The following is a 14620-nucleotide window of genomic DNA, read 5'->3' on the forward strand; positions in this document are numbered from 1 at the left end:
TATCATTCTCTTCACTTTATCTAGTTAGTATTTTAGTTAACAATTAAGATAAAAACCATACCATTCTTACGTAGCTTGTAGCTATGGGAAAGTTAAACTCAAGCCTTCTAACATTCTCCCTGCCCTAAAAAGCGAGGATTCAACTGAGTCTAAAGTGATACAACTTTGAGGAAAAGCCTCGATCCTTTAGGCTATAGATAGAAAGTATTTAAACGCCATTCTCTATCCCTCTGCTATGGTGGTTAGAAAGAGGGGACGTCAGAGCTACAGTTAATGAGATCCCCCACCTCTCCTCAGCATAACTGAGAGGTATGAGAAAGGCGTTTTGCCTCTTGGACAAAGAATTGGAAAGATGTATAATCTACTAAGAAATGAAATATGCTTAGATTTTGGTTTTATACACCCCAATCACAAAGTAATGAATAGCGCCGCAGCCGGGATTTGAACCCGGGTCAGGGGCTCGACAGGCCCCCATCCTAGACCGGGCTAGACTACTGCGGCATATTAATATTATTTCAATGACTATTTAAAGTTTACTCAACTTCGTTTGTTCTTGCATCTATTAAATTTTTCTGTAACTCTTTCAATGCATTTAATGTTATTATACAAGTCGCAGGTAGGCCATCGTATTTCAAAGGGTTATAATAATCGAATAGTATATCAGTGCACTAAGTATCAGCTTTGAAGCCCTAACGGTAAATAAACGCCGGGGGCGGGATTTGAACCCGCGCAGGGTGAAGCCCTACTGGCTAACTAGGAGGCTCTCAAGGCCAGCCCCTTGGTCCGCTCGGGCACCCCGGCACGATTATAATTCATTTGCCTACTTTAATCATTTACGGCTAAGACGATCGAATATCCCTTTGTGTTTTTTATGATATCAACTGTTGGGAAATAGTTCTTGAAAGTCTTTATTGCGTTATTCTCTCCCTTATATAATACCATTTGAACGAAGCCTTTCCTCTCCAATTTCTCAACGCTCTGTTCCGCCAATGCAGTAAGCGTGTCCAATCCCTTGGAAAGAGGTGGATTGGAGTATATGGCTACAACCTTTTCGTTTAATTCTGAAAGTAGGTTGCTCTTGACGACCCTGACCCGATCCATTAGGCTGTACCTTTCGACATTAAGAGTTGTAGCCTTAACTGCCAGGGGATTCACATCTAACATGAATACCTTGAGCTTGGGATTGGACAAAGCAATGTAAATCCCTATAGGACCGTAACCGCAACCAACGTCTGCAATTGTTCCTGAATCTGGCAAAATTAGGTTTTCAAGAAGAACTCGTGTTCCAGTGTCCAGCCTCTTCTTGGAAAATAACCCGGGAAAGCTAACTAAACTAAGCGGTACGCCATTAACAACATCGGTTATTACAAACATCATTTTTTCCATGCCCTTGGGTAAACGTCCTTATCCATAAGTACCCTTTCCGTTTTAACGACCTCGCCTTTTTTCCCCATACCCTCTGAGTCAACCAATGCCTTCCCGATAGCTATAGCTTCACCTTTACGCGTTATCAGACCTATAGTATCTCCTTTCTTGAACTCCTGATAAGAGACGATACCGGGTGCCATTAGAGAAGAGCCGTAGGTTATGGAGTTGACCGCCTCATCGTCAACTATGACCTTAGATAACCCGCAGAAGGCCATCTCCATAGGGATTAATATCTTCCTCAGTTCTTCCTCCTCTTTGCATTTATTGTATAAATATAGTGCTTCCGAAATCTCCTGCAATGTGACCAGCTTATCCTCTCCGAATATACCAGACCTAGTCCTCCTCAACTCTCTCATATGTGCGCCGCAGCCCAGTAAGGTTCCCATATCATGACATATCTTCCTCATGTAAGTCCCTGGCTCAGATGTAATCTTCATCAAAACCTCTCTTCCGCTAACTTCCAGAATGTCCAGCGAGTACACTGTTCTTTTCCTAACCCTCCTCTTAACAGAGGACCTTACAGGAGGTTTCTGATATATTGTCCCCACAAACTCGCTGGCGATTTTCAAAACGTCTTGTTCTCTGAATTCACAATGCACCTCCATCAGACACATATACTCCTTCAAAGATCTTGTGACTAGATTCATTACCCTTGTGGCTTTCCCCAACCCAATGGGTAGAACCCCGGTAACCTTGGGATTGCCCCGCCAATTCAGGCTCTAGGGTCCCACCGTGTCCCACCCTGTTGAGGTTAAACATGGTTTTTACCCAAAAAGCCACTTCGTGGCTAGTGGGACCCGGAGGTTTATCAACGTTCACTATGGAAGTGTTTATGAGCGACCTTATGTCTCTCTTATCTGGTGATGTACCGTACTCAGCCGTGGGTTCGTATTCCCTGAAGACGATCCACCTTTTATTATGACCACAAAATTCATCTATCTTGTAAATAAAAGGTGAAAAACTCATTCATATCACTGAAATATTTACCTTCACCTTCTCTTTCATGAAATCAGTCAGGTTTTGCTCTTTTATCTTAGCTTCGACCTTTTCGTCTGAAGCTCCCTTTTCAATCTCTATGGTTTTATCGGTGGGCTCTATGTGCATGATGTTGACCCTTCTTCTCTTCACTCCAGTTAAGTTCTTTGGACCTGTTATCAAGACAAAGTTGCTGTCAACTATGTCTACTACCACACACTTACTTCCAGCTTCTCTTCCTGTTAATTTTACGCAGACCCTGCCTACTTCTATGACTGCCATACAGAAACACCTGAGAAAAGTTCCTAATGTATATTAAAAACTTACTGCCAGTATTTCCTGTACCGGATAAACTTTCTCTCCTCTTCCATTAGGGTTTGATAAAAAGTGGCTTCTCCTTGCGAAAGAGTTCTCATAATCCTTCCTAAATTCGAAGGGCCTACACCCCTAACTGCCAGGGCAACGAAAGCTATTTTACCGTAATTGGAAAATAGTGAAGAGATCAGGTTTAGGTCATCTAACTTCCTCCTCTCCTTCCACGTTAACTTTTCTCCTTTGATATTTTTCCTTATCAGTTGAACGGCCTCCTCATCGTCAGTATAAGTTGAAGTTATGAAAATTGATCCGCATTTTGGACACCTCTCTGGTACGTCCTGAACCTTCATATTGGAATTCCATGCACAAAGTAGACATATCACCCGTATTTCTTTAGTTAAAAGTCTCCTCTTAAACACCTCCGTCATAATGGGGCCCTCATCTGAGCGCGTATAAGCCATGAGCCTCTCTAGGAATTCCTGAGCTAACGGAGAAGGAGACGGTACTTCAATAACCTTCCAGGACACGCCATTCAGAAGTTCAATTATTGACAAATCGTGAAGTTTAAGCAGGGACTCCTTAATTGCTTCCTTTCCTATAACTGTCTCTGAGTACGCCTTGAGTTGTAATTGTCCTAGCCTCATCTCGACGCCCTTATCTATCGCACCGAAACGCTGAGCTTCTATTAGGAGGGCCCACTTGAATTGTGGAGAATTAACAATATTTGATTCTATCAATCTTATTGCGATTTCTTCGTTTAGTTGTATTAATCTATTTAGAATATCAGTTACCTCTCCCTTGTTTAAAGGGGATATGGTGGTTATCACAACGTGATAAGAGTCTGACCTATACGATGACCTAATTCCCCTCTCTGCCAGCATCGCAGAAATTAGAGAGCCCAAGGTGTTATTTCCCTTTGTCCCGAATGGAGTATGAATAATTATTAAGTCAGAGTTGACCAACTCAACAATGATCTCGTTCTTGGTAGGAATTGGATAGCCTCTCCTCTTATATTCCTCAACCTTTTTCCTTATTTCATCAGTAGCATTGAGTGTAGAAGAAAACATTTCGGACAGATACTCATAAACCCTCATGGATACCTCCTTTTCAACTGCTATGGCTTCCCCAAACCAACTTGGTAGGTCTCCCTTCTTGAGCTCGGTGGAGGAGACAAATACCTTACCCTCCTCTATTGATATTACCTTCCATAGCCTTCCAGCAAGAATAAACACGCTATCTTGATCTAGAATCAAGACGAAGTCAAAATCTAAGTTTCCTACCTTCCTATTGCCATCGACCTCTATTACGGAATAAGTTAAGTTGGAATCTGGTATCATGTTTACTGAATAATAATACTTCCACGTCCTCCTAGATGCCTTTACGTAGTCTCCAGATTTCCTCACGATCCTCTCAGCCTCCAACTGAGAAATTACCTCATTTATTTCCTCCTCAGATAATGTTCTGAAGTATGGAGACTGACGAAACACCTCTAAGGCATCACCTATCTTTACTGGACCTTCAATTACCATTCCTGCCAGCTGGTGGGCTAAAACGTCTAGAGGATTTTTCTCGACTTGAAGAGGCTCCAGATACCCTTCTCTGCTCAGCTCCGTTATAGCCTTGCACTCTAGAACGTCGTACAGGTAGTTTCCGGGTATCACAATCCCCTTCGATACCTTATTCATTGAGTGGCCACTTCTTCCAACTCTCTGGAGAAGTCGGGTAGCCTGTCTAGGGGACATATATTGAACAACTAGCGATACACTTCCAATATCGATTCCGAGCTCGAGACTAGATGTGGCTACTATCGCATCGACCTCCGACTCCTTAAATTTCCTCTCGATTTCTATCCTCACCTCCTTTGAGAGAGATCCGTGATGCGTGAACACCTTCAAGCCATAAACGGTCTGAAGTTGATTAGAGAGATATTCCGCTGTTTCTCTCGTGTTAGTAAAAATTAATACTGGCTTATTATTTTCTATTATCTCCTTAAGCCTTCTAAGCCTGGCTAGAAGTGTTGGATCTATTTTGGATCTTATAGATCTTTCAACATCGTCTTGACTAGGTTCTGGTATTTCTATGGATATTTCAGTATCCTTCCTTCCGTCAACCTTGACAACTTCAACATCCTCGTTCAGGCTTAGGTAAGCCTTTGCAATATCGACATCGCTTATTGTAGCTGACAGGCCTATAAACTGAATTCTGTCGTTGGAGAGTCTTTTTAGACGTTGAAGGACCACAGATAGCTCATAACCTCTCTTTTCATCCAGCATCTCCTGGAGTTCGTCTATGACTACCCATCTTATGTTCCTAAATAACTGTTTCATTCTACGGTCTACGATCAGATATAACAGCGTCTCAGGCGTCGTAAGGAGAAGGTCGGGCGGATTTAAAACGACGTCTTTTCGCTCTTTTCTGGAGTTATCGCCGTGTCTAGTTCCCACTTTGATCTCAAAGGCCTCAGCAAGTCTTTTTAGCCTAAGCTCCAGATCCCTATTTAATGCCCTCAAGGGCGTTACGTATAGAGCAGATATCTTCTTTGGTCTTTTCATGAACATGGAATAAAAGATTGGAATGATTGCAGCTTCCGTCTTTCCGTATCCTGTTGGAGCTATAACTAAAGTGTGGAATCCCTTTATGATGCTCGGTATAGCCAATTTTTGGATAGAAGTTAGATCATTATAGCCCAGCGACCTTAATTTAGATACGAATTCCTGGGACACTGATGACATTAAGAAATATTATATCTTATTAATAAGTGCTCTATTAAGCGCATGCGCTACACCAAGAGATATTTAATACTGGTCCTTGTCATAATAACTCAATCCATATCAGCTATATTTCTTCGAGACATAGTTCCAATCCCTTTATTTGGAACGCTAACAGAGCTCCTCTTATTTTCGTTATTTCTCTTCATGGACGGCGTTTTAGCCCCTCTTCTGTTGGACTCAGTAATAGCCAGTATAGCATTTCCACTGACAATTGTTACTATTCTAATTCTACTCCAAAGGGATCTAAGCCCTGAATATATACTTCTATATTATACTGGCCTAGCAGTAGCCATAAGTTTCCTAGTATTGCTCAGATCCCTATGGGAAATAACGTCTAGGTCCTGGAGTAGAAGAGGATTAAAGGTCGACATTAGAAGTCTCTTACTGTCAACCATATTTGTTGTGGGCACTTTCCTTCTCTCCAAATCTCCCTTTCTCCTCATAGGATCAATAGTGGATTTGGTGCTTATTTCGTTTTTAAGAAACGTATCCATGATCCCCCTCTCGGCACTATCTTGGTTAGCTACACCATACCTCTTATTACAGGAGCCCCAGCCGAGTAGTAAGGGACTATGTATAGGTGAAATAAAAATGAAACTATTGAGGAATCTAGTGCCTGGAATATTCCAAGGAAATTACAGGTATAAATGGATCCCCTCAGAAGGGGAGTATTGCGTAGACTACTCGAAGCTCAAAAATTACAACTCGACTATAGTGGGTTCTAGTGGATATGGTAAGTCCACTGTAGCTAAGAAAATTGTTTCGAAACTTAATGCGAATTATATAATATTTGATATCCATGGGGAGTATTCCGATATTCCTGGAGAGAGAATAGATGTTTCAAAGACAAGTATAAACCCTCTCTCACTTTTTGGGAAATCCCCAAAGCAGCGATCGTTAGAGGTAGCTACAATGCTCAAATCAATTTTTAATCTCGGCAGTTTGCAGACCATGGAGATCTCAAACCTGCTACTGGAGGCATACGAGGAAAAGGGAATTTATGAGGAGGATCCAGACAGCTGGTTGTTACGAACGCCAAACTTCAGGGACCTAATAATTCTTATCGAGAAAAAGAAGAGTTTGTATAATAATTCCCAAATGATTAACAGACTTGAGGGATTGGAGTCATATATTAGATTCCTTGACTCAAATATCTTTAATAGTGATTATAATTTCAATAAAATTTTCAATAATAAAATTATACTAGATTTTTCAAATATCTCTGTATCATACATAAAATATATTTTAATAGAGTCTATTCTTAATTTAATTTTTAGTAGATTTAATGAGGAAAAATCTGATAAATTACGAAACCTTATAGTAATAGACGAAGCACCGTTCATATTATCCAGAGAGAGCGGTAGAATGTTGGTGGATAGAATATTTGCTGAAGGGAGAAAGTTTGGTTATGGAACCATGATTATTTCTCAGTACTCCAAGGAATTAGATAAGGTTATAAATAACTCGGCAATTGTATTATCTCTAGGTATGAGAGAACCTAGCGAATTGGAGTATATGTCTAAGGTAATTGGTGGAGAGCACGGCGAAGCGCAAAGGACCGTGTACGAGATGATTATGAGGCTTGAAAGAGGTTTAATTGCAACAAGAGATTTAACAACCAGCGATGTAATAGTGTTTCGTCTAAATTAGAGGTGATTGTTGATGTCTTCATCTGATGATTATGAAGAAGAAAATGAGATTCAAAGCGCAGGATCAGAGGACGAGAAAATCGAAACTGAGGATGAAGAAGACGGGATTCCAGCCTTATCTTTACAAGATATAGAACTCCTCACTAAAAATACAGAGGTGTGGTATAAGCTTATTTCAGGTAAGATAAGTTTAGAAGAAGCAGAGAAGGAGTTTAATAGCAACTTCTCATCTTACCAGACTAAGCCCGAACGGAGAAAGTCTAGATCTACAAAGTCTAAGACCCAAAAGAAAGCTAAAAAGATGAAGAAGAAAAAGGAAGAAGAGGATAGTAATGTTTAGAGCGATTTATAGTAGCTCAAAGGATTTTTACTATATAGTCTCTGCAATTTCCAGACTCACTGATAAAATGATATTAAATTTTACTGATAGCGGAATTAATAGTAAATACCTTACTGAAGATAAAGTTATGATGGGGGTTGTGGATATCACACGAGAGGCACTCGACGAATACTCCATAGAGAAACCAATTTCGGTGCAACTAGAACTAGGAGATCTAAAAAAGATACTTTCGAAGATGAAAGGAAGATCTAGTATAGAAATTTTAGAGACTGAGGGCGGTATAAGAATAATTGTTAGAGATGAAAGGAGTGGAACTAGAAGTAGTTTAAACTTGAAAGCTGATAAGGGAGAAGTCCAAAACATGAAGGAACCAGGGGTTTCACATAATGTAAACCTTAGTATAGACGGTGAAGTTCTAAGAACCCTTATAGATGAGGGAATGCAGATCGGAGAGGAAGCAGAGATTAGGACCAAGGATCAGGCAGTGGAGTTCAACGTTGAGGATGCTGGTAAAAAATATGTAGCCTTACTGAGGCCAGAAAAGCCACTATCGAGGCTAGAGATAATTAGGGATACTGATTCCAGGTACAGCTTACCTGTTCTGGAAAAAATTACCTCGTCCTTATCTTTCTCTAAGGAACTTGAGGTTGCGTTCGGATCAGGAATTCCGCTCAAGGTATCAGCGGTCTTAGAAAAAGGGGCTACACTAAGGTTCTGGGTTGCCCCAAGACTTTGATCAGACTTCCCTGTTCTTTAATCAGAGCTGAGTACTTGTTTACAGCCGACTCGAATCTTGAACTTACGTTAAAAATACCTGCAGTGATATACCTTCCCTCTTCTATTGGATGTATCCCTTTGAAATTAATTGTTGAAGCCTTAAGAAGGTCTCTAGCCACATCGATACCTGGAGATAACCATCTTGAAATCAGGAGAGCAACCTCTAACTCTTTCCAGAGGTTATGATCGATCCAGCTCGCATTATCAGTCCCGATAAGAAGGTTCACATGGCTCTTCACCATCTCAGGGATGTTAGGTACTCCTGAAGAAAACCAAAGATTACTCCTGGGACATACCACCAATGGGATCCCTAGATCGGCTATTGTCCTGATTTCATCGTTACTTAAGTTCGTCCCATGAACTAGTATATTGGCTCTGAATAAAGATAACGCTAGTTTTAGGTCGTTATATAGATTTTGCCTAAGGTTCTCTGAGATATGAACTGCCCTTATCCGATCATTAAAGACCTTGGATATTAATTGCAATTCTTCTGGGCTGGCGGAGGAAACGCTACTTAAGCCATAGCCTGGTACTAGCTCTCGTAACTTAATTAGTCGTTCTTCTGTTACTTCCTCATCTAACCTACCCAAAGGGATGTAATTATTTGGATATTCAGTAAATATCCCTTTGGCTGCCAAAGCGCCAACTAAATCCAATTCCTTGAAATCTAGAACAATCATAACGCCAACTTCTAGGGATTTCTTGAGGAAGTCTCTGGTCGCTCTTTTCAGTTCATCTATTGATTTATTGATCAGCAACTCGTACTTCTTACTATTTGGATCGCCTACTGCCTCTTTGAGGCTTAAGTTAGTCCCAAACTCTGGAATTAGTCCGTCAAAAGTGTGAACGTGAGCGTTTACGAAACCTGGGATGAGAATCGAATTGGGGTAAATTTCCCCTTTACTTACCCATCCTTTCCCGATATGTTCTATTTTATCATTTTTTATTTCCAGATGAACCCTGTTGGCAAGTTCGAGCTCTTGACCTAGTAAGGCGTATTCTACATTTATCACTCTTGTAGTATCTTCCAAACTCCTCGCCTTTCCTTCCTTATCTCAGTCAGAGCCTTAGTGGCTTTCCTTAGGGCGTCCCTAGCATTGACTCCAACTCCAATCCCGACCTTAATCCTTGGATTGTTCTCTACGATAGAAGCTACTTGATCTATCTCCTCCTCGCTAAGAAAAGCCACAATATTGTCTCCGCCCATATATTGAGCTACTCCTCCTAGATGATATGTAGTGGAGAGAATATCCATGTAGAACTTTTGCGCCTCGACAAAAGAATCGTATACATTGGTTCTAAATGTTAGATCTGTGAAACCGTTAAGGTCGAAGTGAGCTACGACTACATTTGAGTCAGGATATGAATCTAGTCTGAACTGCCCAGGATCCAGATTTTTAACGCATTTATAGCCCTCTTCTTGTGCCTTTTGAGGGTTCTTACCATACCCTAAACAAGCCCTAACAGCCACAGGAGAAAGTCTGGAGCTGTACCTCAAAAGGTTCATGAGGCTCGACTTCCTCAGTCCATCAGAAGGTATTAGCAAAAGATCATATCGCATGGGAAGGAGTATTCCTCCTATTTGCGAACTTCTCTCAAGAAGTTTAGACACTAACGAGTGTTGGCTTAGTTGGATCTTCCATTCCCTATCATTTCCAAGAATCTCTGTCCATTCTCTATAGTTGTATAGCTCCAACACCAACATCTTCACTCGATAGTCACCTGCGACTCTCCCTTTTCCCTGTTCACCCTTATCCTCCTCACCATCTTTACTGCAGACTCAACCGCCCTAGTCGAATACTCCTCGATCCTCTCTACTGCCTGCTCGTGGGTTGCACCAGGACCTATTATCCCTAGGGAAACCGGTTTAGAATACTCCAGGGACAGATCCGAGACCAGTCTAGCAACCTGATTTCCTATCACTTCATCATGCTTTGTCTCCCCCTTAATTATGGCCCCAAGGGTGATGACGCAGTCTATATCGTTTCTTGAAAGTAATTCCTTAACTGCTAGAGGTATTTCAAAGGTTCCTGGCACCTTGAAAACCGCCTTTACCTCGGCTCCGAGGAACTTGGCGTGGGCTGTCGCCCTGTTGAGCATTAAATGAGTTATATCGTAGTTAAATTCGGCAACAACTATACCTATTCTAACCAATTGGTCCTGCATTTTCATACCCCTGCCTAAGGCCTTTTCCAGCTTGTGCGGTAAGAGAATTTGGCCCATCCCTTACTAACTTGACGAGGTTTAGTGAATGTTTCCTTGCCCTATCCTCTGCAATCTTGACTAAACTCTCCTCATCCTCCGCTTCATCTTCATGAACTGTGACGTCAATTACATGCTTAGACGTTAGTATCTGAACGGTGATCAAACCTATACTTGTTGCCAAATAGCTATATTTATCCAACTGTGACTTCCCCACCCATCCTAACGTAATCACGCCGTTGCAACCAGCTTCTATAAGCCTCTTGGCTGCCACAGGCAAATCCTTAATTCCTGGTACGGTATACCTCATTATCTTAGCGTCCCGGTCTTCAGCTCGAATTGTTCTTACGGCTATCTCACCCATATTGATCCTCGAAAAAGTAGTGTCAACCACTCCGTATACCCTTTCCATCAGGAACTCACCTCCTTCAGAATCTCCTTTCCCTCAATAAAAATGAACCCTCTGTACTTCGCAAAGTCCATGACTTTATCCTTCTTCATACTTATTCCCTCATCTAACATCTCTGCAAATACGACACTCCTCTCTAGCCCAAGTAGATTCATCAATTCTACTGTTAACTCAGTGTGTCCTTTCCTTCTTCCTATCCCTCTAGAAATCAGGAGAGGAACGTGTCCTGGCGAATAGAACTCCTGATAGAATCTCTCCCTGAAATCGCTCCCTTTTTCATTAAGGCCTGTTATTATCTCATGTAAGGACTGGACTGTTAGTGCCCTGTCTCTGTCCGAAATTCCAGTAGTAGTTTTTACGTGATTAATCCAAAGGGAAAATGCAGGTTCGTCGTTGTATACAGGTTTTTTTACTAGTCTATCCAGTCCTTTTATTGATCTTAAAATTTCGACCTGAAACGGCAGACCTAGGCTCTCTGCTTCTTTCATGCCTGTAGCATAGCAAATTAGACCACCTGCAACTGACCTGAGGGTTCTTATACTCTTCCAGCTCACAGCTCCACCGTAAAAGACCATATCTACCTCCTCTTCCCTACCATCAAAGTCGTACACTAGAATGGGAAGACCGGATTCCAACTCCTTCTTTAAAACTGATCGATTCAACATCATGTCTAAGAGTTCACTATGGTATAAAAGCGTATATACTAATGTCTTTTAATAAGAGATATCACAAAGGATATTGTAATACTAATAATTATATAAATAATATAATATAAATAATTATATAAATCGCTTCCATTAGCACCTGGAGTTCTTTGATGAAAGGAAAGATTGGAATAACTGGTACTATCAAAATATATGGTTGAGACGATATTAACAGTTATATTTGAAGAATTCATTATGATTTTAATTAAATATGTAGAATTAGAACTAAAGTCAAATATTGGCACAAGAACACTGGTAGAATTAAGTCTCTCATAACTAACGTTCCCACTAACGTTAATTATGTTCGTTGATGTTACCAGCAATACTCCATCTGAAAGGTTTAGAGCCTTAACCTGAGCTTTGGGGGTCACTATGAGGTTCACCTCAACAACCTGGTTTAGAGAATTGAAGTGGTAAGTGTAAACTTGAGACGTTGACGCAAAGAGGAGCATTAGAGTTAAGAATAAGGTTGATAGATGCATTGTTATATAAGTATTTAAGTTACACCGTTATATACACTATAGCATGTCGTCAGCGACTCCTAATCCTTATAACTGGAAATTTGCACTGATTAGTCAAACATATCTTGTAGTAATATCGATTGTTTTGGGATTCTATCCAAAATACTTCTTAATTGCATTCATAACTTACTTTATTGTAATGATGGGAATTACGTTTTCGATGACTTATAAGTCAAATCCCATGTTAAGGGACAGGAAATTAATGGTCGAGGTTGCTAACTCTAACACACTTTATGAAGAAAAGAATGCAAATGATCTAATTACAAAGGACGAAGATTATCAGAGAGAGTACATGCAATTTGCTAAGAAAAACATGACTATGCTTTTCTCATATCTAATATACATAGTGGTGCTCTTCTTCGTTTACGGCTACATCTCAAAGTTTGCTTCCGCCCAGACAGATCCTTACTACAGACTAGGTGTGTATCTGGTATACTTTGAGATAATATATCTTTTCGGATTTTTTGTCTATAGAAGGCTATTTAAACCCAGTATGATGTCAACTATGGCGCCCTTGAGTTACAAGGTAACTGAGAAAGGGATCATTGGGTCTGGTGGTATGTCGGTATTCCTTCATGCTAAACATCTGCTTAACTCTAACTTAATAGTAAATAAGGAAAAGAGATATGTTGAGATAGACTCAGTAGAAGCTAAATATCCATACAAGATAAGGTTGTACGCTAAGGACTTAGATAAACTCTTAGATATGCTAGAGAGAGTTAAGAGGCTTGAATTAAAAAGACAATCTTCTTCTTAATCTGGAAAAGTGAAGGTGAAGATAAGAAGCCAAGGTATCATTTACTTTTATACCATCATATCCGTTCTCTATACCGTTTCCGTTCCTATACTTGAAAACGAATCTTTTTTCGTTCACATATTCTGGAAGTGACACATGAAACTCATGGCCATTAATAGTGTCCCCTCTACGGGATATGAATGAGTCTTCTATGGTATCAGCTATTCTATAACCTAAAGTGAGTCTGCCTTGAAAAGTTATTCCAACATCCAGTAGGTTAGCTAATTGATATTTTCTGCCGTTATATTCTAGATATCTAGAAAGGTACATTAGGCCCCCACATTCTGCGAGAACCTTTTTCCCATCATTTGCAGCTTGTTTTATCCATTTTGCTGTCGAGAAGGACTTTGATAACTCCTCGGCGTATAGCTCAGGATAACCCCCGCCCAGATAGATAAGATCTGCGTTCTCAACCTTCTCGTTAAGAATGGGGCTGAAAAATTTTAACTCGAATTTCTCCCCTAATATATCTAGATTCTCCTGATAGTAGAACGAGAATGCTGAATCATAGGCCACAGCTGCTATCCTTCTGCTTCCTCCCCTTCCGATAGGATTGGTGGGCTCTGCATGTTGGAAATCGGTTTTGATCGGTGATGCTTGGGAAGCTATTTCCATTAGTAAATCCATGTCAATGTTAGTCTCTACATATTTGGATACGAGATTTATAGCTTCTTTAGCCTTGTCATACGTTTCCACTGTGAAAAGCCCTAAATGTCTTGATGGGATCTCCTGACTTAACTTAGGGATGTAACCTAGAGCTTTCACATCACGGAGTTTGTCCTTACAGTACAAATAATGCTTCTCTGAACCTATTTTGTTAAAGATTACGCCCTTCACATCAGCGTTTCCAAATTGCTTAAGCCCATAAATTACCGCCGCCGCTGTGGAGCCCATGGCTGAACAATCGATGACTAAGACTATCGGCGTTCCAGTAACTCTCGCCACTTCGTAAGTGCTATATTCGATGCCGTGGCCGTCATACAGCCCCATTACTCCTTCTATAACGGAAATATCGTAGCCTCTAGAATATCGAGCTAAAGACTCCCTAACTCCATCCTCACCCATCATGAATAGATCTAAATTTATGGAAGGTTGACCTGTGGCTATCTTATGATATCCGCCATCTATGTAATCTGGACCTACCTTAAAACCCCTAACCTTAAATCGCTTCGATAGAGCCATCATTATACCAGAGGAGATTAAGGTCTTTCCCGAATTACTTCGATCAGAAGAAATGATTACCCTAGGTTGAATCATACAAAATTAGTCATAAAACAAGAGTATAAAACTTAAACGCGCCGGGGGCGGGATTTGAACCCGCGCAGGGTTGACCCCCACTGGCTAACCAGGAGATCACTCCAGGCCAGCCCCTTGGTCCGCTCGGGCACCCCGGCACAGTTCAAAAGAAAAATCTAAAAAATTAGATCAGTTGTATTTCGATATATACGTCTTCCGGAACCTTTACTCTCATTAATTGGCGCATTACTCTCTCGTCGGCTGATATGTCTATTATCCTCTTATGGATAGACATTTCCCACTTCTCCCATTTCTTTCTTCCCTCACCATGTGGCAACCTCATCACAGGGACTTCCATTCTCCTGGTGGGTAGGGGTATGGGTCCTCTCATATTCACTCCAGTCTTGTCCACTATAGCCTTTATTTGATTAACGACGTAGTTCAGATTCTTGACGTCGGTACTCCACAGCCGAATTCTAGCTTTATTTGGCATTAAG

At 40.8% G+C, this 14620-nt stretch carries 17 protein-coding genes and 3 tRNA genes; 4 read left to right on the forward strand and 16 right to left on the reverse strand.

Annotated features, from left to right (window positions below; genetic code table 11):
* Positions 1 to 426: 426 nt before the first annotated feature.
* The 8 genes from GWK48_RS04910 to GWK48_RS11440 all read right to left on the reverse strand — a co-directional run bounded on the left by GWK48_RS04910 (position 427) and on the right by GWK48_RS11440 (position 5983).
* Positions 427 to 501, reverse strand: a tRNA-Asp gene (locus GWK48_RS04910).
* Between the two features lie 203 nt (positions 502 to 704).
* A tRNA-Ser gene (locus GWK48_RS04915) sits at positions 705 to 801 on the reverse strand.
* Between the two features lie 24 nt (positions 802 to 825).
* On the reverse strand, positions 826 to 1386 hold the full coding sequence (locus GWK48_RS04920) for a class I SAM-dependent methyltransferase (RefSeq protein ID WP_174630158.1): 561 nt from the start codon (positions 1384 to 1386) through the stop codon (positions 826 to 828).
* The gene (locus tag GWK48_RS04925; RefSeq protein WP_246263915.1) at positions 1374 to 2075 is read right to left on the reverse strand and encodes an RNA-guided pseudouridylation complex pseudouridine synthase subunit Cbf5; all 702 of its coding nucleotides are present in this window, start codon (positions 2073 to 2075) and stop codon (positions 1374 to 1376) included. The genes GWK48_RS04920 and GWK48_RS04925 overlap by 13 nt, the downstream gene beginning before the upstream one ends.
* Positions 2017 to 2394: a tRNA pseudouridine synthase A gene (locus GWK48_RS04930; RefSeq protein WP_174630162.1), complete on the reverse strand. Its 378-nt coding sequence runs from the start codon at positions 2392 to 2394 to the stop codon at positions 2017 to 2019. The genes GWK48_RS04925 and GWK48_RS04930 overlap by 59 nt, the downstream gene beginning before the upstream one ends.
* Positions 2395 to 2685 carry a 50S ribosomal protein L14e gene (locus GWK48_RS04935; RefSeq protein WP_174630163.1) on the reverse strand — a complete coding sequence of 97 codons (291 nt, stop codon included), beginning with the start codon at positions 2683 to 2685 and terminating at the stop codon, positions 2395 to 2397.
* A gap of 41 nt (positions 2686 to 2726) precedes the next feature.
* The gene (locus GWK48_RS04940) at positions 2727 to 5450 is read right to left on the reverse strand and encodes a DEAD/DEAH box helicase (RefSeq protein ID WP_174630165.1); all 2724 of its coding nucleotides are present in this window, start codon (positions 5448 to 5450) and stop codon (positions 2727 to 2729) included.
* Positions 5451 to 5758: 308 nt separating this feature from the next.
* A complete protein-coding gene (locus tag GWK48_RS11440; protein WP_246263916.1) occupies positions 5759 to 5983 on the reverse strand; it encodes a hypothetical protein in 225 nt (74 codons plus the stop codon).
* Positions 5984 to 6080: 97 nt separating this feature from the next.
* Here GWK48_RS11440 and GWK48_RS11445 point away from each other — a divergent pair, with 97 nt between their 5' ends.
* From GWK48_RS11445 to GWK48_RS04955, 3 genes are read left to right on the forward strand one after another with little or no spacing between them, the layout of a single operon-like run.
* Positions 6081 to 7139, forward strand: coding sequence for an ATP-binding protein (locus tag GWK48_RS11445; protein ID WP_246263917.1), 1059 nt, complete (start codon positions 6081 to 6083; stop codon positions 7137 to 7139).
* 12 nt (positions 7140 to 7151) lie between these two features.
* Positions 7152 to 7478 (forward strand): RNA polymerase subunit Rpo13, encoded by a 327-nt coding sequence (locus GWK48_RS04950; RefSeq protein WP_174630169.1) that lies wholly within the window; start codon positions 7152 to 7154, stop codon positions 7476 to 7478.
* Positions 7471 to 8214 carry a beta clamp domain-containing protein gene (locus tag GWK48_RS04955; RefSeq protein ID WP_174630171.1) on the forward strand — a complete coding sequence of 248 codons (744 nt, stop codon included), beginning with the start codon at positions 7471 to 7473 and terminating at the stop codon, positions 8212 to 8214. Before GWK48_RS04950 ends, GWK48_RS04955 begins: the two co-directional genes overlap by 8 nt.
* Here GWK48_RS04955 and GWK48_RS04960 read toward each other — a convergent pair.
* From GWK48_RS04960 to GWK48_RS04980, 5 genes are read right to left on the reverse strand one after another with little or no spacing between them, the layout of a single operon-like run.
* Positions 8180 to 9286: an amidohydrolase family protein gene (locus GWK48_RS04960; RefSeq protein ID WP_174630180.1), complete on the reverse strand. Its 1107-nt coding sequence runs from the start codon at positions 9284 to 9286 to the stop codon at positions 8180 to 8182. The genes GWK48_RS04955 and GWK48_RS04960 overlap by 35 nt on opposite strands.
* A complete protein-coding gene (locus GWK48_RS04965) occupies positions 9265 to 9960 on the reverse strand; it encodes a GTP cyclohydrolase IIa (protein WP_246263931.1) in 696 nt (231 codons plus the stop codon). Before GWK48_RS04965 ends, GWK48_RS04960 begins: the two co-directional genes overlap by 22 nt.
* A 2-nt stretch (positions 9961 to 9962) precedes the next feature.
* Positions 9963 to 10421, reverse strand: a complete 459-nt coding sequence (gene ribH / locus GWK48_RS04970) for a 6,7-dimethyl-8-ribityllumazine synthase (protein ID WP_174630183.1) — start codon at positions 10419 to 10421, stop codon at positions 9963 to 9965.
* Positions 10402 to 10869, reverse strand: a complete 468-nt coding sequence (gene ribC, locus GWK48_RS04975; RefSeq protein ID WP_174630185.1) for a riboflavin synthase — start codon at positions 10867 to 10869, stop codon at positions 10402 to 10404. Before ribC ends, ribH begins: the two co-directional genes overlap by 20 nt.
* Positions 10869 to 11531: a 3,4-dihydroxy-2-butanone-4-phosphate synthase gene (locus GWK48_RS04980; protein ID WP_425487487.1), complete on the reverse strand. Its 663-nt coding sequence runs from the start codon at positions 11529 to 11531 to the stop codon at positions 10869 to 10871. The genes ribC and GWK48_RS04980 overlap by 1 nt, the downstream gene beginning before the upstream one ends.
* Positions 11532 to 12095: 564 nt before the next feature.
* On the opposite strand from GWK48_RS04980, the gene GWK48_RS04985 reads away from it, so the two are divergent.
* Positions 12096 to 12848 (forward strand): DUF2208 domain-containing protein, encoded by a 753-nt coding sequence (locus GWK48_RS04985; protein WP_174630187.1) that lies wholly within the window; start codon positions 12096 to 12098, stop codon positions 12846 to 12848.
* On the opposite strand, the gene GWK48_RS04990 is transcribed toward GWK48_RS04985, so the two are convergent.
* The 3 genes from GWK48_RS04990 to rpsJ form a co-directional block, all read right to left on the reverse strand.
* The gene (locus GWK48_RS04990; protein WP_174630189.1) at positions 12825 to 14144 is read right to left on the reverse strand and encodes a cobyrinic acid a,c-diamide synthase CobB; all 1320 of its coding nucleotides are present in this window, start codon (positions 14142 to 14144) and stop codon (positions 12825 to 12827) included. The two genes, GWK48_RS04985 and GWK48_RS04990, sit on opposite strands and share 24 nt — an antisense overlap.
* Positions 14145 to 14183: 39 nt before the next feature.
* Positions 14184 to 14281, reverse strand: a tRNA-Ser gene (locus GWK48_RS04995).
* A gap of 26 nt (positions 14282 to 14307) precedes the next feature.
* Positions 14308 to 14616, reverse strand: a complete 309-nt coding sequence (gene rpsJ / locus GWK48_RS05000) for a 30S ribosomal protein S10 (RefSeq protein ID WP_174630190.1) — start codon at positions 14614 to 14616, stop codon at positions 14308 to 14310.
* Positions 14617 to 14620 lie beyond the last annotated feature (4 nt).

The organism is Metallosphaera tengchongensis, assembly GCF_013343295.1.
GTDB classification, from domain to species: domain Archaea; phylum Thermoproteota; class Thermoprotei_A; order Sulfolobales; family Sulfolobaceae; genus Metallosphaera; species Metallosphaera tengchongensis.